Source organism: Vibrio sp. 10N.247.311.14 (assembly GCF_041467715.1).
Taxonomy (GTDB): domain Bacteria; phylum Pseudomonadota; class Gammaproteobacteria; order Enterobacterales; family Vibrionaceae; genus Vibrio; species Vibrio crassostreae_C.
Genome location: NZ_JBFSVE010000006.1, coordinates 24,077 through 45,949 on the forward strand (window position 1 = coordinate 24,077; position 21,873 = coordinate 45,949).

The 21,873-nt window shown below is 45.3% G+C and carries 16 protein-coding genes; 11 read left to right on the top strand and 5 right to left on the bottom strand.

Annotated features, from left to right (window positions below; translation table 11 throughout):
* Positions 1–430: 430 nt before the first annotated feature.
* From AB6F11_RS03510 to AB6F11_RS03520, 3 genes are all read left to right on the top strand, one after another.
* Entirely contained in the window at positions 431–1,669 is a 1,239-nt protein-coding gene (locus AB6F11_RS03510) for an OFA family MFS transporter (protein ID WP_017067032.1), read from the top strand.
* A 57-nt stretch (positions 1,670–1,726) separates the two neighbouring features.
* Positions 1,727–3,391 (top strand): VRR-NUC domain-containing protein, encoded by a 1,665-nt coding sequence (locus tag AB6F11_RS03515; RefSeq protein ID WP_104216175.1) that lies wholly within the window; start codon positions 1,727–1,729, stop codon positions 3,389–3,391.
* A gap of 208 nt (positions 3,392–3,599) precedes the next feature.
* Positions 3,600–5,954, top strand: a complete 2,355-nt coding sequence (locus AB6F11_RS03520; RefSeq protein ID WP_102393559.1) for a fatty acid cis/trans isomerase — start codon at positions 3,600–3,602, stop codon at positions 5,952–5,954.
* A 101-nt stretch (positions 5,955–6,055) separates the two neighbouring features.
* Here the strand turns inward: AB6F11_RS03520 and AB6F11_RS03525 are convergent, their stop codons facing one another.
* Positions 6,056–6,994, bottom strand: a complete 939-nt coding sequence (locus tag AB6F11_RS03525) for a LysR family transcriptional regulator (protein WP_102393560.1) — start codon at positions 6,992–6,994, stop codon at positions 6,056–6,058.
* 93 nt (positions 6,995–7,087) lie between these two features.
* On the opposite strand from AB6F11_RS03525, the gene AB6F11_RS03530 reads away from it, so the two are divergent.
* The 3 genes from AB6F11_RS03530 to AB6F11_RS03540 are packed head-to-tail and all read left to right on the top strand — an operon-like array spanning position 7,088 to position 11,128.
* Entirely contained in the window at positions 7,088–8,413 is a 1,326-nt protein-coding gene (locus AB6F11_RS03530; RefSeq protein WP_017064775.1) for a cytosine permease, read from the top strand.
* A 5-nt stretch (positions 8,414–8,418) separates the two neighbouring features.
* On the top strand, positions 8,419–9,543 hold the full coding sequence (locus AB6F11_RS03535) for a DUF917 domain-containing protein (protein ID WP_016799491.1): 1,125 nt from the start codon (positions 8,419–8,421) through the stop codon (positions 9,541–9,543).
* A 4-nt stretch (positions 9,544–9,547) separates the two neighbouring features.
* The gene (locus tag AB6F11_RS03540) at positions 9,548–11,128 is read left to right on the top strand and encodes a hydantoinase/oxoprolinase N-terminal domain-containing protein (protein WP_104216174.1); all 1,581 of its coding nucleotides are present in this window, start codon (positions 9,548–9,550) and stop codon (positions 11,126–11,128) included.
* Positions 11,129–11,263: 135 nt separating this feature from the next.
* Here the strand turns inward: AB6F11_RS03540 and torS are convergent, their stop codons facing one another.
* Positions 11,264–14,269 (bottom strand): TMAO reductase system sensor histidine kinase/response regulator TorS, encoded by a 3,006-nt coding sequence (gene torS / locus AB6F11_RS03545; protein WP_102397913.1) that lies wholly within the window; start codon positions 14,267–14,269, stop codon positions 11,264–11,266.
* Positions 14,270–14,333: 64 nt separating this feature from the next.
* Positions 14,334–14,498 carry a hypothetical protein gene (locus AB6F11_RS03550; protein WP_017060886.1) on the bottom strand — a complete coding sequence of 55 codons (165 nt, stop codon included), beginning with the start codon at positions 14,496–14,498 and terminating at the stop codon, positions 14,334–14,336.
* Here AB6F11_RS03550 and torT point away from each other — a divergent pair.
* Together torT and AB6F11_RS03560 are read left to right on the top strand one after the other, a co-directional pair.
* Positions 14,443–15,390 (top strand): TMAO reductase system periplasmic protein TorT, encoded by a 948-nt coding sequence (gene torT / locus AB6F11_RS03555; RefSeq protein ID WP_240698627.1) that lies wholly within the window; start codon positions 14,443–14,445, stop codon positions 15,388–15,390. The genes AB6F11_RS03550 and torT overlap by 56 nt on opposite strands.
* Before the next feature lie 60 nt (positions 15,391–15,450).
* Positions 15,451–15,906 carry a methylglyoxal synthase gene (locus AB6F11_RS03560; RefSeq protein WP_017060888.1) on the top strand — a complete coding sequence of 152 codons (456 nt, stop codon included), beginning with the start codon at positions 15,451–15,453 and terminating at the stop codon, positions 15,904–15,906.
* Between the two features lie 120 nt (positions 15,907–16,026).
* On the opposite strand, the gene AB6F11_RS03565 is transcribed toward AB6F11_RS03560, so the two are convergent.
* Together AB6F11_RS03565 and helD are read right to left on the bottom strand one after the other, a co-directional pair.
* Positions 16,027–16,377: a VOC family protein gene (locus tag AB6F11_RS03565; protein ID WP_017071128.1), complete on the bottom strand. Its 351-nt coding sequence runs from the start codon at positions 16,375–16,377 to the stop codon at positions 16,027–16,029.
* 87 nt (positions 16,378–16,464) lie between these two features.
* Entirely contained in the window at positions 16,465–18,540 is a 2,076-nt protein-coding gene (gene helD, locus AB6F11_RS03570) for a DNA helicase IV (protein ID WP_102397914.1), read from the bottom strand.
* A gap of 177 nt (positions 18,541–18,717) precedes the next feature.
* Between helD and yccS the strand changes: the two genes are divergently transcribed.
* The 3 genes from yccS to AB6F11_RS03585 all read left to right on the top strand — a co-directional run bounded on the left by yccS (position 18,718) and on the right by AB6F11_RS03585 (position 21,861).
* Complete coding sequence (yccS, locus tag AB6F11_RS03575) at positions 18,718–20,901, top strand: YccS family putative transporter (RefSeq protein WP_017069440.1); 2,184 nt, start codon at positions 18,718–18,720, stop codon at positions 20,899–20,901.
* 332 nt (positions 20,902–21,233) lie between these two features.
* A complete protein-coding gene (locus AB6F11_RS03580; protein ID WP_065584591.1) occupies positions 21,234–21,419 on the top strand; it encodes a hypothetical protein in 186 nt (61 codons plus the stop codon).
* A 121-nt stretch (positions 21,420–21,540) separates the two neighbouring features.
* Entirely contained in the window at positions 21,541–21,861 is a 321-nt protein-coding gene (locus AB6F11_RS03585) for a hypothetical protein (protein ID WP_017060893.1), read from the top strand.
* Positions 21,862–21,873 lie beyond the last annotated feature (12 nt).

The window sequence follows — 21,873 nt, forward strand, 5'->3', positions numbered from 1 at the left end:
TTTTAATAAAACTCCGTTACTCCTTGTCTCATATGAACAAAGCGCTGTTACGATTTGTTTTGTTACACAAATTTAACCTTGGAAATTAATTAAAATTATTTGTAACTCTGTGATATCCGCACGCAATACGCGTCTATTCAAAAACCATCACCTCAAAATCCCTGAAATAATAAGAAGACAGAGCGAAAAAGAACAAAATAGAGAGGTGTTAAAAACATTTCAAAAACCAATGAAAAACAACTTATTAACAAATTGAATTTAATTTACCAAAAATGGAAAAAGAGATTCCAATCACATTTTAATTGGTTATAATCCGCGCTCTTTTGCGCTATCTGTTGATAAACGCAAACTAATTTTGAAGAAACAATCACAATAACCCGTCTTTAGTTAAGTGGCTCTCCACTAACCGATGACAAAACTGAGAATAAAAATGAGCAAGATTGATAAAGCAACACGTATCCTGCTAGCAGGCTTCTGTATCAACCTTTGTCTTGGCATCCTGTATGCTTGGAGTGTATTTAACAAGGCGCTAGTAACTGAAGCTGGTTGGAGTGCTGCTGAAGCATCTTCTCCTTACGCTATTGCAACTATCACATTCTCTGTTTGTCTTCTTGTTGCGGGCATCCTACAAGACCGTATGGGTCCACGTAAGATCCTTATCCTAGGTACAGCGCTTACAGGCCTAGGCATGATTGCTTCCGGTTTCGCTACAACACCTATGATGCTGAACATCACGTTCGGTATTATAACAGGTGCAGGTATCGGCTTCGGTTACGCATGTCTGTCTCCATCAGCAATGAAGTGGTTCCACTCTTCTAAGAAAGGTATGGTTAACGGTCTTATCGCAGCAGGCTTCGGTCTTGCGGCTATTTACCTAGCACCAGTAACTTCTGCGCTAATCGACAGCATGGGTATCCAAACTAGCTTTATGATTCTTGGTGTTGGTGTACTTGCAATCGCAGTACCTCTAGCAGCAACAATCAACAACCCACCAGCGGATTACACGCCAGCTGAGCCTAAAGTAAAAGCAGGCCAAGCTCCTAAAGCGGTTAAGAAGACTGAAGACCTAACTTGGAAAGTAATGCTGAAGACTCCTCAGTTCTACTCTCTATGGATCATGTACGCATTCGCTGCATCTGTTGGTCTAATGATCATCGGTAACATCACTACGATTGCTAGCGTTCAAGCTAACCTGCCAAACGCAGTTTACCTAGCGTCTATCCTTGCAGTATTCAACTCAGGCGGCCGTGTTGCTGCGGGTATGCTTGCAGATAAAATCGGTGGTGTACGTACTCTACTTCTAGCGTTCATCCTTCAAGGCGCGAACATGGCTCTATTCGCTACGTTCAACTCTGAATTTACGCTAATCATTGGTACGGCTATCGCAGCTGTTGGTTACGGTACGCTTCTAGCAGTATTCCCAACACTAACTGCTGAGTTCTACGGCCTGAAAAACTACGGTACTAACTACGGCGTGCTTTACACGGCATGGGGTATCGGCGGCGCTATCGGTGCAGCAGTTGTTGGCTTCTCAATGTCAAACGGCGAAGGTTACGGCCTAGCTTACACAATCTCTGCAGTTATGATGGCAGTGTGTATTGTTCTAGCAATCATCACTAAGCCAATCTCTGAAGCTAAAGTTGCTGAACTAAAAGCATCACAAGCTTAATCAACAGAAAAGATTGAATTTGTTACTGAAGAGCTTAACCTTAGGGTTAGGCTCTTTTTGTATCAAGCGACTTCTCTATTGACGACCGAAACCACTCTTCAGCTCTCCCCTACTTATTATCTCGACAACTTCAATCGACTGGTTGAACACGCTCAAACGCTCTACCCCGATCTTCTGAGTGGAGATGAATGCCGTTGGTTGTCGGCATACAAACTTCTTTCTGTTTCAAGCCAATGCCTAATGGTTCGTTTGCTTTCTCGTAAAGGCCGTTGGTTTCGCAGCGATAAACTCAACTATGTTGAGATTCCTGATTTAAATACCGCACTACAAGACCTAAGCAGCTCCGGCTTCATTGCGTTGAGTCATCCCGAAGAACAGCATGACCTCGTCATTAGTGAGGTCGAGATCGGGTTGCACTTGCTCACCAAACCAGAACTGTTCAGTGTATTCCCTGCCCTTGAGAGCCGCAGAACTGCCAAAAAAGACGAGCTGTTGTTACGGCTTGGACAACAACCTTTTGATCAATTTCAAAACCTAACTTTTGACTGTATTTACGTCATCGAATCTCAAGTGATTGATGTATTACTGTTGCTGTTCTTTGCCAACACCTATCAAGACTTAAGCCAGTTCGTGTTAAGCGACCTTGGGCTCAATACCTTTGAGAACTACCCATTAAGCAAGCAGCGCCGCTTCTTCACTTCTAGAGATCAACTCAATCAATTAATCCAGATGCGCGATATTCAGCGCTTATATTCAGAAGGTGACCGTAAAGACGGTGAGTTTCTGGAACTGCTTTTAAACTCGATTCCTGAAGAGTCAGAACACAGAAGCATTGCCAGAAAACGATCGCGTTTGATCAATGATATTGCTCGCGATCTAGAAAGGCTTAACCTAAACGACCAAGCTATCTTTTGGTTCAAGCAATCTACACTTCCTCCGAGCAGAGAGCGACTTGCGCGCATCTGTGATAAGCAAGGTACGCTAGACTTAATGTGTGACATTGTCACGCAAATGAAAGCTACTCCAACGGATGTGTCAGAGTTGGAAGTCGCGATTAAGCTTGAAGACAGGCTACTCCGGAAACAGGGGCACAAGGTTTCACGAACCATAAAGCCTAGCTGCAAAGAGATAAGACTGGAATTGGACCTCAGCCAAACGCGAGTAGAGCTTGCGGTAAAGCAGCATTTTGAGAACCAAGGTTGGGACGTCTACTTTTCTGAAAACAGCTTTTTATGTGGCTTGTTTGGTTTGGCTTTCTGGGATGTCATTTTCGCAGACATTGAAGGCGCCTTTATCAATCGATACCAACATCGACCATTGGATCTGTACCATTCAGATTTCGTAGACAAGCGAGCCGAACAGGTTGAAGCCGTGTTTCAGACGATATCCAAACATGGGCTGAACCATTTGCTCAATACTTACGATGAAAAGCAAGGTATCGCGAACCCCTTTGTTCATTGGAATTATTTTCCTAAGGCACTCATCGAACACGGCATGGCTTCAATTCCAAATGCCTTGGTTGTAGACCTCTTCAAAGTGATATTGAGTGACTTAAAGCTATTTAGAACTGGGATGCCGGATTTGATTGCGTTCAAGGGCGATGAGTTTCATTGGATTGAAGTCAAAGGCCCTGGCGATAAACTGCAAGACAACCAGTGGCGCTGGATCAAAGAGTTTGAGCGATTGTCTGTCCCCTTCTCTGTTTGTTACGTCAATCAATGAGTCTTAGCTCTTAACTCTTAACTGCTAGCTTTTAGCTCTTGGGACTTAAATCTAGCTAAGTCTAAACTCCAATTTCTGATCACAAGCGAGTAACGCGCATCGACAAGTCACTCGCCCCATCAAGATCTTGTCTACAAAATTGTTAGAACATGAGCATTTTCAATCATTTTCGATATAATTATAGAAAATGCCTAATATTTAAATACGTATGAATTTAAGAAAACTCTTCATTTTAGCTTTTGTTAGCGTCTTCTCAGGTTGTGCCGTCTACGCGGGTTTAAACTTCGACGAACTGTTTGGTGAACAACAAGTACGCGATCGCCAAGCACCTATTCTTTCAGCTCAAGCGCAGCACTTCATTGACGAAGTAAAGCCCATCATTGATAACCGATGCGTGGTTTGTCACGCTTGTTATGACGCCCCTTGCCAACTCAAAATGTCTTCAGTGGAAGGTATAGACCGAGGCGCGAGCAAGGCACTCGTTTATCAAGGCACCCGCTTAACGGCATCAGCCCCTACTCGCTTGTTTGAAGATGCGTTAACCACGCAAGAGTGGCGCGATGCGGATTTTCATCCAGTCCTCAATGAGCGTATGCAGAACTCAACGGCTAACCTCGATGCTGGTCTTGTTTCTCGTATGTTGATCCAGAAAGAGAATCACCCTCTGCCCGATCAAACCCAGCTTGAAGGTTTCGACTTTTCAATCGATCGCGACCAACAGTGCCCAACCATTGAAGAATACGCTCAATACGAGAGAGATTACCCAACTTGGGGAATGCCTTATGGGATGCCAAACTTAGACAAAACCGAATACGCGACTTTAATGAGTTGGTTGGAAAATGGCGCGTTAATGAACGACCACATTCCATTGACTGATGCAGAACAAGAGCTCGTTAATGTCTACGAAAGCTTTTTAAACAAGAGCGACAATAAGAGTCAACTTTCAGCACGTTATATCTACGAGCACCTGTTTTTATCTCATGTCTATTTTTCTGATTTAGCTCAACCAACGCGTTTCTTTACTGTTGTTCGCTCTGCAACACCACCAGGTGAAGCGGTACAACGCATCACGACTCGTCGCCCTTATGACGATCCAAAAGTAGACAGTGTTTACTACCGTCTGATTCCAGAACAAGGCACTATCGTCGACAAAACGCACATGCCTTTCGCACTTAATAAAGAGCGTCTACAAAAGTGGAATACCTGGTTTGTCGACGTAAATTACGAAGTAAAACAACTACCTAGTTACGACATCGATGTTTCAGCAAACCCAATGACATCATTTGAAGCGCTGCCAGTAAACTCGCGCTTCAACTTCATGTTAGATAACGCGCAAAACACCATCATGGCCTACATCAAAGGACCTGTGTGTCGTGGTCAACTTGCCTTGAACGTAATTAACGACCGTTTTTGGGTTTTCTTCATCGACCCAGAGAAAGCCGATGTTCCGGAAATCAACGCCTTCTACGCAAGTCAAAAGAAAAATTTAAAGCTACCTAGCGAACTAAAAAGTAACACCGTACCTGTGACCAACTGGGTAAGATACGCAAAGCAACAAGCGCAATACCTAAACGCGAAATCAGACTTCACTAACCAATGGTTCGAGAGTGGCGTCCACCTAGACACTGGCATCATTTGGGATGGCGATGGCATCAACCCGAATGCTGCTCTCACCGTCTTTAGGCACTTCGATAGCGCCTCTGTTGTACAAGGGTTAGTTGGCACGCAACCTAAGACTGCGTGGATTCTTGATTATGCTCTTCTAGAGCGTATTCATTATCTTCTCGTTGCAGGCTTCGATGTTTACGGCAACTTTGGCCACCAGCTGATTACACGCATGTTCATGGACTTCTTGCGTCTTGAAGGTGAGAGTAACTTCTTAAGCCTTCTTCCTAAAGACGTTCGTCACATTGAACACTCTAGTTGGTACCAGAACCAAAGCGCACAACTGAGTGACTACTTGCAGCGAAACATTGCGCCTTTTGATCAGCCGACCAGCGTGGTTTACAAAACGGCCGATCCGAAACGTGAACTGCTTGATATGATCAAAGATAAGCTCGCACCTGTTCTCGATAATCGCTTTGAGATTGTTGAAACAGGTTTTGGTAGGAAGAATGAAGCACTGCTTAACCAAGTGAATTTGATAAAGGGCGAAGGCCTGCGTCATGTGCCTCAATTAGTGATGATCATGATTGAAGGCGAAAACGGCGAAGAGCAACTGTTCACCATGATTCACAATAACGCGCACAGCAACATTTCTAGCTTGTTTAATGAAGAAGGTAACCGTGATTACGCCAATGATGACCTTACCCTCGTACGAGGCGTTGTCGGTAGCTACCCTGCGGCTTACCTATCATTAACCGAGAGCGAGATTCCTACTCTGGTTAAAACGCTGCAAAACTTAAGCACTGAAGAAGACTACGTGGCGCTGCTGGATAAGTTTGCGGTACGACGCAGTTCTAGCGAGTTCTGGCCATTCAGTGATCGCGTGCATCGTTGGTATCAACAAGACCAACCGATCGAGTTCGGATTGTTGGATTACAACCGCTTCGAGAACCGTTAGTTTTCACTCATAAAGCATAAAAGCAAAAATCCTCTGTCTTGGTAGAGGATTTTTTGTATATGAGAAAGTATCTTAAGTGCTATTGAGAAGCGACGAGTTCTCTATATTGAATCCGATGCTTCCGGTTGGTGTAGCTCATCAAAAAACGCACGCGCGGCGGGGGAAAGGGAATCTACAGGTTGCTTCAACACCACATAAAACTGACTCTTAAGGCTCCACTTCTCGGGCTGAAGCGGAATCAAGGCTTGGTCATAATGGCCACGGTCGATTAAATGAGACGGTAAAAAACTCAGGTGTGTGCCCGCCAAGGTTAAAATCACACCCGACTCGACATGCCAGCCATCAAAAGGCTTTACGGAATCGTACTGCTCAATATTCAGTAATCGGAACATCTCATCTTTGGCATAGCCGCCCATGTTGATACGACAGCCATCCAATGAGAAATCCTTGTCCATGATCTTCTCAGCCAGATCCTTACGCGCATACAGATAACTGTGCTCTTCAAACAGTGGGTATTTATGTTGAAACGCTGATTTTTGATGTGACCCTAGAACCACTATCATCATATCAATCTGGCTCTTTGCTAACTTCTCATTCAACTGGGTGAAATCCCCGACATCAACACTCACCTCAACACTGTTACTGCGGTGGTAAAACGTCTCGATCGCTTTGGGAAGTGGGTTATAAGGCAAAGTGACGGTGTTATCCAAACATCCAATTCGCACATGCCCAGAGAGTTCCGTCTGTACACCTCGTAACTTATAAGCGAAGTCGGTTAAGGTCGATTTTAGTTGGTTCGCATATTTATACACTTGCTCACCTTCATGAGTCAGCTTAAAACCACGTCGACCACGTTGGCATAATGTTAATTCTAAGCTTTTTTCCAAGGCAATAAGCTGATTACTCAGCACTGGTTGACTAATCCCAGTGCTTGCGACCGCCTGATTGATGCCTCCTTGTTCAACAATTTCACAAAAAAGCTCTAATCTACGTAGGTCTCTTTTATCTAACTTATTGTTTGGATTCACTTTGCCACTCACATTTGTTTTTTGTTATGTTTACATCTGATTATATTCATTTATTAACAATAAATACATCAGTATGCTTTATTCACACTTATGGAATAACAATGCATGGATGGCACTATGGCGGCAGAAGCTTACGTGAATAAACCCGAAGCAACACACAGCCACAAAAAGATAGATGACTTCGAGTTGGAACCCGTTCCCGAGAAGGCCAAACGATCTTGGTGGGTCATCAGCCTTATTTGGTTGGCAATCGGCATCGACATTTCGGGACTGTTTCTCGGCTCGATTCTAAGCAGCGGTATTGGTTTTGAAGACGCACTGCTTGCCACGTTTATTGGTTCAGGCTTATTGGCGATCATCGCGATGCTGTGTGCCAACATTGGCTTTCAAGCTGGCGTGTCTACCCCGCTGGTGAGCAGCGCGGTATTTGGCCGTAACGGCGGTAAAATTCTTGGCTTCATCAACGGCATCTCATTAGTCGGCTGGTTCGCATTCCAGGCTGATTTCTTCGCTTTCATCATGGTCGATGCACTGGCGAAATACGACATCATAATTTCACACCTCACCGCTCTTATTGGCGGCAGTGTGTTAATGATGATGACGGCTATCTATGGCGTTCGTGCTTTAGGCAAACTCAGTACCTATTCTGTTCCATTGATGGTGACGTTGATTACCATCGGTTTGTTTATGGCTGCTGATTATCAAGGTGGCGCAGCGCCATCGATTGAAGATCCTTTGACGCTTGGCCAAGCCATCTCTTTTGTTATGTCTATCTGGATTCTAGCTGCGGTTGCTGCACCTGATATTGCTCGCTACGCCAAAACACGCCGTGATGCGATTTTAGGAGCGGGTATCGGTTTCCTCGTCGGCAACAGTGCCATCATTCTTATCGCATTGATCTTGACCAAAATGACCGGCACCGACGACCTAGTCGAAGTCTTCTTCACCCTAGGTTTAGGCATGGCGGCTATCATCGTGCTGGTGTTCGCACAATGGACGACCAACAGTAGCAACCTGACCTCTGGCGGCTTATGCATGTCGATGGTTCTACCTAAGATTCCGCGCCCTGTTCTGGTTGTGATCATGACCATCGTCGGCATTGGCATTGCTCAACTCGGCATGGTGAACAAGTTTACCGACTTCTTAATGCTACTCAGCGTAACCATTGCGCCTGCTGCGGGTGTCTACATCGTTCAATATTATGTTTTAGATTCGACAAAAATGAGCTTTGAGAACATCCAACAAGTTCCAGCTTGGATGTTTAAAGGCTTGGCTTCTTGGGCATTTGGTACTGCATTCAGCGCTTGTACTGCACCAGAGTTTTTCAATCTGTTTTCGTTCACCAGCATCTCGGCGTTAGACGGCATTCTTGCCGCTGGTGTGATTTACCTCGCCCTAATGAAACTTTCTCCTTCAAGTGATAAGGAATAGTAGTTGTGATTATTACTGAACAAATGATTGATGATATCGCGCTTGGTGCGACGGTATTAGGTACTGGCGGCGGCGGTGACCCATACAGCGGTGCCTTGATGGCGAAAGTAGCCATTGCAACGGCAAAGCACCCTGTACGCATGATTCCTTTAGAAGACGTGCAAGACGATTGGATGACGGTGCCCTCTTCAATGATTGGCGCACCAACCGTTGCAGTAGAGAAACTCAATTCGAAAGATCAAATGTTGATTGCTTTCGAAGCGATGGAAAAAGCGCTCGGCACTGAAGTAGCGGCAACGTTTCCTATCGAAGTGGGCGGTTTTAATTCATTGATTCCAATTCTCGTTGCAGCGCAAAAGAACATCCCTGTAATTGACTGTGATGCAATGGGCCGTGCGTTCCCAGAAGCTCAGATGGTGACTTTCTTTCTTGATGGCCTCCCTTCTGCTCCGAACACATTGGCTGATGAGCGTGGTAATGTCGTCACACTTTACCCAATTGACGGTATTTGGTCTGAAAAGTTTGCGAGACCAATTACCGAACAGATGGGTGGCTCTGCAGCAATGTGCGATTACCCAATGAACGGTAAGAACCTAAAACGCAGCGCACTGCCTGCAACACTGACCCAAGCAATGAAGATTGGTGAAGCGATTAGATTGGCGAACGACAACAATCAGAGTGGCACACAGGCCGTACTAAACATTGTTGGTGGCCATACCATCATCAGTGGCAAGATTGTTGATATTCAACGTGAAACCGATGGTGGATTTGCAACAGGCGGTGTCGTGATTGAAAAGCTGGCTCAGTTTGAAGATACCGGCATCGATAACGTGTTTGTGCAGTTCCAAAACGAATTGCTTCTCGTGCACAAAGGCACAAGCCGCGCAGACATGAATCAAGATAATCTTTTGGCTTCGACACCGGATCTGATTTCGATCTTGGATCATGAAACCGGTAAACCAATCACGACCGAACAACTTCGTTACGGACAGCGCATCGACCTTATCGCCTATCCTTGCGACTCCAAATGGCGCACTGACAAAGGTATTGAAGTTGCGGGCCCGGGTTACTTTGGCTACACCGTCGAGTATCAAACCATTGAACAACTAAAGTCTGCATTGAAGAGGTAGTAACATGACAAACATTACGCTTGATTACTGCCGCCTTGGCATTGACGTTGGTGGCACTAATACCGATGGTGTGTTGCTCGACGCAGACCTAAATGTGATTGCTAAGGTGAAAACGGCAACCACACACGACATTTCAACCGGTATTGATAACGCGATAACTGCACTATTAAACCAAGCAAACATTGACGGTCAGCAAGTGAAACATGCGATGCTTGGGACGACTCAATGCACCAACGCAATTGTTGAACGAAAAGGTTTAGACAGAGTCGGCATGATTCGCTTAGCGCTTCCAAGTGGTGATAGCGTCCCGCCCCTTTGTGGTTGGAGCAAAGCGTGGCAAAACTTGCTTGGTGAACACTTCTACCAAGCGCACGGCGGCTATGAATACGACGGCCAGTTGATCGCTAACATTCAAGAGTCTGAGATCCGCGAGCTTTGTCAGAAAATGAAAGGCCATGTGGATTCCATTGCTATCTGCGGGGTGTTCTCTCCCGTCAACGGCGACCAAGAGCTTCGAGCAGCAGAGTGGATTCAGCAAGAACTTCCGGGCGTGAACCTATCGCTTTCCCATAAAGTAGGCAGCTTAGGGCTTCTAGAACGTGAGAACGCGACTATCCTCAACGCGGCTCTGCAAGGCACAGCAAAACGATTCGTTGACGGTTTTTGCAGTGCACTCATCAATCATGAAATCCACACCACGCCTTATTTCGGTCAGAACGATGGAACATTAATGTCGCAACAGTTCGCGTTGATGTACCCGATTCTCACCGTGGCTTGTGGCCCAACAAACTCGATTCGTGGTGCGAGCCATCTAACCAAACTTAAAGACGCGATTGTGGTCGATGTAGGCGGCACAACGTCGGATATTGGTGTGCTTACTCACGGCTACCCAAGAGAATCGAGCCTCGCGGTAGAAATTGGTGAAGTCAGAACCAACTTCCGTATGCCTGATATTTTGGCATTAGCGATTGGTGGTGGTACCAAGGTTCGCTTTGAACAACAGCGTATAGAGCTTGGCCCAGAAAGTGTTGGCCATACCTTAACGCAGGCCGCTCGTAGCTTTGGCGGTGATGAACTTACGCTAACCGATATTGCACTCAAAACAGGTCAAATGCAGTGGCAGGCAGAGCATCAATTGAGTGATGAGATTGGTATATCGAGCGAACAAGCCAGTCAGGTATACCAACAAATGGTCACGGATGTTGAAGAAGGAATCGATAAAATGAAGACGTCAGCTGCGAGCGTACCCGTGATCATGGTTGGCGGCGGCAGTGCCCTATTCCCAGATCATTTTGAAGGTGTAAGCCAAGTGGTTCGACCAGATCACTTTGAAGTAGCGAATGCCATTGGTGTTGCGCTGGGTGAAATATCTGGTCAGTTCGATAAGATCGTTCCGATTGAGCCCGCTTCTCGAGAGGAAACCTTAAAAGGCTTGGAAGAACAATCAAAGCAACTGGCGATTGAAGCTGGCGCTTGCAGCGATAATGTCGCGATCATTGAACGCAGCGAGATTCCATTAAGCTACCTACAAGGCAATATGGTTCACGTTAAGATCAAAGCTGCTGGACATATCAAGATGGCTTAGAGCCATTCCTTGAAAGCCTTACTTAGATTCTTATTCGACAATAAAAAAGCAGGTCACTTCTTCATATTAAAACGGAGAAATAGCCTGCTTTTTGTTTTCTGTTCTTATTTTGGGGCTTTCCGCCCAATAGCCACTCTATAGTTGCTCTCGGAGCGCTGCTAACGAGTCTTTCACCAATTCAGGTAATGAGTCTGCATTATCGCGATATTGAAGTAATGGATCCTCGCTCGCTTCAATGCTCTGGCATAAAGCAAACAGTGCAGATAATCCTAGGCTGCCGGCAGACCCTTTCAGTTTATGAGCTAAAGACTTAATTTCACGAGCGTTGTCAGCGGCACTTGCCACAATCAGTTCATCGAGAGTGACTTGGCTGCTTTGGTCAAACAACCCAACAATCTGCACTATTTTTTCTCGACCGAGAATGGCCAAGTCGTCTTTGATAATCTTAGGGTTAATCATCTGCACAATCGGTTCTCCTTGATTATGTTCCGCGTCTTGGTTTGCTCGTTGTGTCGAGCTTGCAAATGCCAATGCTGATAAGTCTAGCTCGGTTTCCTGAGGTTTAGAGTTTAGCTGACAGCAAACAGCATCTGACGGATCCGGCTGAGGCAGCAACAGCGTGTGACCGTCCAACTGCTCAACAATCAATTCCGATAATGCTTCCTTCTCTAACGGCTTAGGTAAGAATCCATCAAAGCCAGACGACAAATAGCTTTCCACTTCTTCGTTAAACACATGAGCCGATACTGCGATCATTGGGGGTACTTTTCGAATTACGTCTTCTTCACTTTTATGCTGAAGCGCATCGTCTTTGAGTTGTTGAATTAACTCGACGCCATCGCAGTCGGGTAAGTTAATGTCCACCAGCGCAATATCGAACTCTTGCTCACTGAATATGGCTCTCGCTTCTTGTCCGGTTGTCGCAATCACAACCTCGTGCCCCAAGTTATGCAAGAAGCCTTCAGCAACGATGCAGTTTACGGGGTTATCTTCAATCAGAAGTACTTTAGCTCGAATACACGCTTCAATGACCGGTACTTTCGTTTCTATCTTCTCACCGGCTTCAAGTGGCAGTGAGAACCAAAACTGGCTACCCTCGCCTTCTTCAGAATGAACGCCAATATCCCCGTTCATTGCCAACATGATGCTTTTACTGATCGCTAATCCAAGCCCTGTGCCGCCGGTTTTGTTGCGACCGCTATCGGTTTGGGTAAAGGCATCAAACAGACAAGCTTGTTCGCTAGCATCAATACCGACACCTGTATCTGACACTTCAAACATCACTCGATTTTCATCTTCGATATCTAAGCTGATAAAGATATCGACCGAGCCACTTTCCGTAAACTTAATCGCGTTACCGACCAAATTATTCAAGATTTGGCTGATTCGCGTTACGTCACCACGCCAATAGCGTTGCACATCACTTTCAATATGGAAATCAAAGTTCAGCTTCTTCTCAGCGGCACGCCCTTCCATCAATTGGTAGGTATCTTGAACCATCTGATGAAGATCAAACGAAGCAGTGCGGATTTCTAAATGCCCTGCTTCAATCTTTGAGTAATCCAACACGTCATTCAAAATCGCGAGTAGGTTCTTACCGCTGCGGTTAATGATGTCTGCATAGCCGGATTGCAGCGGGTCTAACCCGGTATCTTTGAGCAATCTTGCAGTACCTAATACACCGTTCATCGGCGTTCGTATTTCATGACTCATCGTCGCAAGGAAAGTGGATTTTGCGCGGCTTGCTTGTTCTGCGGCGTTACGAGCCTTAGCGTGGTTCCCTACCTCGATGTTCAGCTTCTCATTGGTCTTTTGCAGCTGGTAGGTTCGGTCTGTGACCAACTCTTCTAAGTGTTCTTTGTGCTCTTCAAGTTCGCGTTTCGCCTTTGCTTCACCCACCGCAACCACTTGTAGCGCCTGCGCGGTGTTTCTGGCAGTGATGATCGCCTCGCCCATATGAGCCAGCTCATCATTACCCTTTACCGAGATATCAATATTCAGGCGACCTTGTGCGATAGACATCAAGGCCGATGAGTATTCAGTAAGACGTTTAACAACCGAGATATACACCACTCGCCACACGATAAATGCAACGATAACCAAACCAATAACCGAAATCACAGACAGTGACCATTGAGCCAAATTCAACGTGCTGGTCAGCTCATCAACCGCTTTTTTGGTACTGCGGTTTGAATCATCAACCAGTTGGTTAACCGTTGTATTCAGCTGAGAGAACAGCTCCAACGTATTTTGCATCAGAAACTCTGACTTTTTGGTGTTCTCATATTGTTCTAATGAAATATCGAACACGACTTGGCGTTTTCTGAGCTCTTCTAGAAGCTGAGACATCTGCGCTGAACGAGTAGGATCTTCGACCGCTTTAACGCGGCGCGCCATGATTCTTAGGTTGGATTCAAATTCTGATTGGATTTGATGAATACGCTCTACGTTGGTAACGGTTTGCGTTTCTTCAATTTGGTTAAGCATTTTGAACGCCAGCAAATGCAATTCGTGTAGGCGCTCAGACAAATCAAGGTCAACCTCTACAAGCGCATCTAAGGCTTGGTAGGCTTTATCCGTTTCTTTGGTTTCTAGCAGGTCATAGATATGCGTGACGTTAGCAACCGCAATGGTAGCCGTGTTCAAAACTTGGGTTCGCGTCAACTGCTCTAGCTCTTCGGCCAATAGGCGCATCTCTTCGACACGAGACGACAACTCTTTGCTTAACCAAAGCTTACGCTCAACCGACACACCCAACTCAGCCAGTGTGTTAATAACGCTTTGAACATTGTTTTCGAGTTTATTGAGGAGCTGAGAATCGAAACTGTCGACACCAAGCTCTTTGATATGTTGAAGAAGCGACTCAAGTTGGTCAAACAGTACGGTGCCAGCCTCTTTTCTTTCGGCCTCGTTTCTCGCATTAGAAAGTGTTTGTACTGACGAAATAATACGGTTACTCAACTCAGAAACCTGACGAGCTTCGATCATGGCAGGAAGCGCCGAATCAACGACGTTTCTTTCCGTTTTGGCTACAAAGCTAAAACCAGAAACACCGATCAATGCAGACAATAGAACCAACAGTGCCATCACTAAGAATGAGGCCAGCAGCTTGCGTCCAATACTCGCTGAAGCTAACAACATAAACTCTAAACCTTAAAACGTTCTTCTTTACCCATGCAGAATACGCTATATTTTGCAGTGTTTCTTATCTAAAACCAACAAAACGGCAATTCATGCTATCTAGACCTTTCGCTTCAATAATTCTTCTCTCACTACTGGCCTCAGTAACTACTGTCGCAGGTGCTAGTGAGCCTTTGAGCCCAATAAAGCCCGCCAATGCCACATCACAAAAAGAGAAAATCTGTGCCATTTATCCGCACCTCAAAGACTCTTATTGGTTGTCGGTAAACTATGGAATGATCTCTGAAGCAGAAAAGCAGCAAGTTGAGCTAAGAGTATTGGAAGCTGGCGGTTACCCCAACGTGGCCAAACAAGCCTCGCAACTGGTGCTTTGCACGCAATGGGGAGCCGATGCCATTATTTTAGGTACGGTTTCACCCGATGCGTATCATGACAATCTCAGCGATTGGGTTGGCTCGACGCCTGTGTTTGCTACGGTAAATGAGTTAACCGTCAATGAAGAACAACAGAAGGTATTAAAAGGTACGGTCGGTGTCGATTGGTACCAAATGGGATACCAAGTCGGAGATTTTTTGTCGAAACGACACCCGAAAGGATCAGGCGAAACACCTATCGCCCTGTTACTTGGCCCACAAGCGAGTGGCGGCACTAAGCCTGTAGCACTGGGGTTTTATGATGCGATCAAGTCGAGTGATATCAAAATTGCGATCAGCTATTGGGCAGATAACGATAAAGAACTTCAAAGAAATCTAGTACAGCAGGTGATAGAAGAACCTGATATCCAATATATAGTCGGAAGTGCCGTCGCGATTGAAGCAGCGATCAGTGAGCTACGAGCGGCCGATAAAACCGAAGATATTGGGTTAATCTCAAGTTACCTAAGTCACGGAACCTACCGTGGTTTACTCCGTAACAAGGTACTTTTTGCGCCAACAGATAAAATGGTTGAGCAAGGTCGCTTGTCGGTAAAACAAGCCACGAGTTACTTACGCGGTCAACCTTACGAGCAACACAGCGCACCGATTATCGAAGCGCTGACACCTGCAACTCTCAAAGATCAAATTATCGCCGACTCATTGTCACCTTCTGAGTTTCGTCCGGTATTCAGTGTGAATCCATAGTGCTATATTGGCTGAAGAACTCAAAACAATAAAAACGAAACAACAATTTAGGGAACATTCATGCAAAAAACAACGCGCACTATGCCAACACATAAGCATATCGCTTTGGTCGCTCATGACCACTTCAAACCTGAGCTACTAAGATGGGTCAAAGAGAACAAAGAAAAACTACAAAAGCACTTCCTTTACGCAACGGGCACGACTGGTTCTTTACTAAGTAAAGAGACAGACTTAGCAATCAAGAGCATGATCAGCGGCCCTATGGGCGGTGACCAACAACTTGGCGCGCTTATCTCTGAAGGCAAGATCGATATGCTGATTTTCTTCTGGGATCCACTTAATGCTGTACCACATGACCCAGACGTAAAAGCACTGCTTCGTATCGCAAGTGTTTGGAACATTCCTGTGGCCACTAACCGCGCTACCGCTAATTTCTTGTTTAACTCTTCACTGCTTGAAGAAGAAGTAATCATCGAGATCCCAGACTACGAAGCGTACCTAGCTGAGCGCACGTAATCGCACGTTAAATGTGCTCTCTACTGAACAGACTAAAAAGCCTGCATTTTATCGCAGGCTTTTTTATGTCTCGTTTTCAGACATTAAACAGTTCAATCATAAAACAGTGCGAGAGTCTCTCTATTTATCGCTCCACACTGCCATCTCGTTGCCACTTGGCTCTCTGAAATGGAAACGTCTGCCGCCGGGAAAGCTAAAGATCTCACGGTTTATCTGACCACCAGCATCAATTACATCGCGCTCGGTTTGCTCAAGATCTTGGCTATAAAAAACCATCAACGCCGCGCCATTATCCGTATTCGACGCCAGATCCGCCAAATAGAAGCCGCCCATTAAGCCTTTGCCTTCAAACGCAGAATACTCAGGGCCATAGTCTTCAAAGCTCCAACCAAACACTTGGCTGAAAAACGCCTTAGTTGCGGCGATATCTTTCGCAGCAAATTCAATGTAGTTAATAGAGCCGTGTTCCATAGCAAATTCCTTATGCTTTATGCGTCTGCCTTGTGATATTAGGGCAGGGATTGAAGATCTAATCTTAGACAATCAAGTCAAGTAACATCACTTTTTACGAACAACTGGGTAATCAGAACCATGCAGCTCCTGCACAAAGCCAGAGCCGTCGCCACTGTGCGTGATCCATACTTTCTCTTTTGCCCGCGTCATTGCTACATAGAATAAACGACGCTCTTCAGCATAAGGGAACGCGTCTGATGATTCAGTCAATGCGCCATCAATATGCAGCTGTTTTTTCTTGGTCGGGAACTGTCCTTCATCAACACAAAGAATAATGACAAAGTCCGCCTCTTTACCTTTACTGCCGTGGCAAGTCATGAACTTGATATCAATGGAGGTGAAGATCTTCTTCCAATCTTCCAACAACTCTGGCTTGTGGTAATGATTACGTCCAAGTAGCAACACCGATTTATTGGTTTTGCCTTTGGATTGACGGTTCAGTTGATCAAGAATCTTCTCAACTTCTTTGCTTGGCGCACTGTACACCGCCTTCTGCTTTTGTTGCTTGAAGCTGTTCAGTTCTTTCGGAATCTGAATTGGGTTTTCTTGTACAAAGCGATTGGCAACTGCACCCAGCTGATTGTTAAAGCGATAAGTGGTATCTAGGTGATGAATGGTCGAGCTTTCAAAGCGATCCTTAAAGCCCGTGGTCAAATCCACATCCGCACCCGCAAACTGATAAATCGACTGCCAGTCATCGCCTACTGCAAAAATAGAGGCTTGATGCTCGGCTTTAGACTGATTACAAAGTGCTTCAACCAAGGCAAGACGATCAGGTGAGATATCTTGGTATTCATCGATCATGATGAACTTCCAAGGTGAGATAAACTTGCCCTTCTCGACATACTGAGTCGCTCGGCTGATCATGATTGAGAAGTCGATATGATTCTGTTCTTTCAGCTCCTTTTGCCACGCGGTTACACATGGCCAACACAGTGAAAGCTCGCTGTTGAGGCGCGCATAGTCTCGGTGATCAATCAGCTGTTGCTGTACTTCTTTTTTGGTTAAACCCGACGCATTCAACTGTTCTAGCTGCTTTTCAAGCCAACCGATCAATTTGAGGTTTGAAACGTGGCTACCAAGCTCATCGTCACCGGTTAAATAAGCGATTGGCCATTTAGACAAATGCTTTTGCCAACGTTTAAAGTTGGTCGGTGTCATCCAGTGCTTCTTCAACCAATCAATGCACCATGCTTGGCGTTGGTTGTCATCGAGCGCTAAAGGAGAAATAACCACACGTTCGGGTTCAACTTGATTCAGTATCTTTAAACCCAACTGGTGGAAAGTGCTGACTTGCACCTTCTCTGCTGATAAACCAATTTTGCTGTCGAGACGTTGCTTCATCTCTTCTGCCGCTTCACGACCAAAAGCGAGCAATAGCAACTCTTCAGCTTGAGCTTGATGGCTTTGCAGTAAATACGCGACGCGAGCCGTTAGAACACTGGTTTTACCCGAGCCTGCACCCGCTAAAATAAGGTTGTGATCATCATTCATCAACACCGCATATTGCTGCGATAAGTTCAGTGGTGACGACTCACATTGCGCAAACAACACTTCCCAGTTTTTTCGCTCGGTCTCTAGCCATTGCTGGTTTCTTTCAGCTTGCTTGATTTCCGTTTCAGATAACCATGACTGCATTCTTGCGATGCGGTTTGGCATGCGTTGTGCGGCCTCTTCTAGCGTCATTGTCATACTCTCTAAGCCTGAGTTGACCATATCAACCCAAGTGTTGACCTTAGAATGCGGTAGAAAGGCTGGTAATTGCTCAAGACGTGTTAATTCAGCTTCCCACTGAGGTACGTGTTCAGCCAATTGTTCACATTGAGTGTCGTGCCACTTCTGATAAGCACTAACTGACGCGCGTGCAAATTGACGGCATTGATCCCAAGGTAAGCCTTGTACTAACCAACTGCGCTGTGTTCCATCTTGTTGATTAGCAAAAAATTGTAGCGATCCCCAGAACAATCCGCGCTTTATCGCGATCTTGCCACTCCAAATAGTAAATGGGATACGCTCTTCACTGCCTACTGAAGATAACAGCAAGCGTGGACCATCAAGTTCAACCTGATGATATTCATTTTGAATAAAAAACTGTGCAGTCTTGTTAGCGCTTAGCTGCATTGGAGTGTGCTCTTAATTGGGAATATTGAATTTATATCATGATGCAATGAGAATTAATAATATCTCATATCTTATCGACGCTTTCATGACCACCTACGGGCAATTATGGATAAGTATCAAATTCTTGTGCTTGATTTCTGTTAGGATTATGGCTTTTAGTGTGTCAAGTGAGCGACTGTGGACTTTTCAGCCAAATTACGCCTCTATTGGGCGAATAAAACCATAAATTACAGCGTATTAATTCTCATCACTCTGCTCGGCGTGGTGGTGCCTGCTTGGTATTATGGACAAAACACACTGATCACGCCTTTGATCTTAGGCGTTATTGCTGCGGCTCTTGCGGAAAGTGATGACAGCTTTACCGGGCGCTTGAAAGCACTCACGCTGACCTTTATCTGTTTCGCCGTTGCGGCTTTCTCTATTGAGCTTCTCTTCGATACGCCTTGGCTGTTCGCGATAGGGCTTTTTGTTTCAACCTTCTCTTTTATCATTCTCGGGGCAATTGGCCCTAAATACGCGAGTATCGCGTTTGGTTCTCTCTTGGTTGCCATCTATACCATGCTTGGTGCACACGAGAGCACCAACCTTTGGTTTCAACCGCTTCTACTGTTAACTGGCGCCGCTTGGTACTACTTCATGTCGATGATTTGGCAGATAGTGTGGCCAATGCAACCTGTGCAGCAAAACCTAGCCACGGTATTCGATCAAATCGGTAATTACATCGATTCAAAAGCGGAACTCTTCTACCCCGTTTCAGACTTGATTCCCCAGCCACACCGAATCATTGAAGCCAAACTCAACGCGAGTACCGTTAACGCACTCAACATGTGTAAGGCGACGCTACTCAACCGCTCTAAGCGCGGACACATTGACGGCCCTAGTGACCGATTTCTTAACACCTACTTCATCGCACAAGATATTCATGAACGCGTAAGCTCTAGCCACTATCGTTATCAAGAGCTAGCAAAACACTTTGAACGCTCTGACGTGTTGTTTCGATTTAAGTATCTACTGGAAGCGCAGGCAACAGCTTGTAAAGAAGTGGCGAGCTCATTGAAAGTTGGCGCTGAATACCAGCATGGTGACAAGTCTGTATTGGCACTTGATGAGCTGATGTCATCGCTCAATCACCTGCACCAACAGAACAACCCTGAATGGAAATCACTGCTGAATCAGTTGGATTACTTATTCAATAACCTAGCAACCGTTGAAAAACAGCTCTCGAATATCAGCAACCCAGATGCAGAGAAGATTGAAGAAGGTGTATTGGACGATACCAACCCTCATACTTTGACGGCAATGTGGCACAAGATCAAAGCTAACTTGCACACCGATTCTATGCTATTCCGCCACGCGATTCGCATGGCGATCACTTTGACGCTGGGCTACGGGATTATCCAGGGTTTTGATATCGAACGAGGTTATTGGATTCTACTGACGACACTGTTTGTGTGTCAGCCAAACTACAGTGCAACCCGTCAAAAACTGACGGCGCGTGTCATTGGCACGGTCGCAGGCTTATTGATCGGAGTACCGTTACTGACTTTCTTCCCGTCGCAAGAGAGCCAATTAGTGTTCATTGTGATCAGTGGCGTGATGTTCTTTGCGTTTCGAATCAATAACTACGGGTTTGCGACCGGCTTTATCACACTGCTTGTGCTCTTCTGCTTTAACCAATTAGGTGAAGGCTACGCGGTAGTATTGCCAAGGTTAGCGGATACCTTTATTGGTTGTGCTCTCGCCGTGCTTGCTGTCATTTATGTGTTACCTGATTGGCAGTCGAAGCGACTGCACAAAGTGATGGCGAATGCGCTCGATTCCAATAAGAACTATCTCGCTCAGATCATCGGCCAATACCGTGTCGGTAAGAAAGATAGCCTAAACTATCGTATCGCTCGACGTAGTGCGCATAATAATGATGCAAACCTGACTGCCGCGATCAGTAGCATGTTGGTTGAACCGGGTAAGTACCGCACCTCTGAAGATGAGAGCTTCCGATTCTTAACACTCAATCATGCTCTGCTTAGCTATATCTCGGCTCTGGGTGCTCACAGAACGCGTATTGATGATGAAGCGACACACAAACTGGTGCTAGATGCGCACAGAGTAATCCACCAGCATCTCGACGCTCTAAATGATCAACTCTATTCTCATAAAGAGCATTGTGAAGTGAAAAACGCTTATGACCCAGAGCTGGATAAACGTTTGAGTGAATGGCGAGAAGAAGATGAGAATTCTGTCAAAATGGTTCTACAACAGCTCCATTTGATCTATCGAATGCTTCCAGAACTGCATACCTTAGCGACCAAGTTTGCAGTTAAGGTTAAGATCGACAAGTCGTTTGAAACAGAAGCTTCTTGAGCAACAAACAAAATACCGTAAAAACAAAAAGATAACGCCAATTGCTTATCTTTTGATCATCACAAATATTTATACATTGCTTTACCCATACCCCTAATTGGGTAGAGAAATTACTTACCTACCCTTGTGCCACAAGGGTTGAAGGCGTTTTTACATTGTAGGAATTTTCTGACTTTGATTGACCAAGCCTTAACTTTTCCTAACATTTCTCGGACAAAAAACGACCACAGGAATTTATAGTTGTCTTAGTTTCAAGAAACTTCAAACATCATTTAAAATTCACTTAATCTTGTTTGATTTCCTGAATCAGTAGACTATGCTCTAAAGAGCATATTGATTTGAACAAAGGTCACACTATGAATACACAGCAATTTGAAGCATTTAAGCAGCAAATACAGCTTCTTAGCCCACAACAATTAAAAGCACTTCAGAGTGAGATCGACGGCAACCTCGAAACAGAGAAGCCTTCTTTGCTTACTGATGAAGAATTAAACGCGCTAAATGACCTGTTCAGTTAATAGACAGACATCACTATTTTAGCTTAAGTTCACATTTTCACCGTAAATTTCATCTGTTCACCATTGCGCTCAAAATATCGTCCGCCTAGACTCATTCCATACGTCAATAAAAGGTTCTGATATGTCGATATCTGGTATTCAATCTGGTTACGCCATTATTCAGCAATCCACCAACATGGCTGAAGAAGCCGCAATCGAGCTCAACCAAGCCTCCAAACACGCTCTAGAATCCGACGACACTTTCGAAGCTAGCGATCTCAGCTTTAATCAAATAGAGCCTGAACAAGCCATTTCCTTTAAAGACAAAGAACCTGAACCTGCTTCATCTTCAACCGATTCCCTGATTAAACTGACACAAAGCGCAAGTTATAACCGCGTTGGTGCAAGTGTGGTTGATCGTCAAAACGAAGCCATCGGTAGCCTTCTCGACATTCATATCTAAATTTCGCTCAAA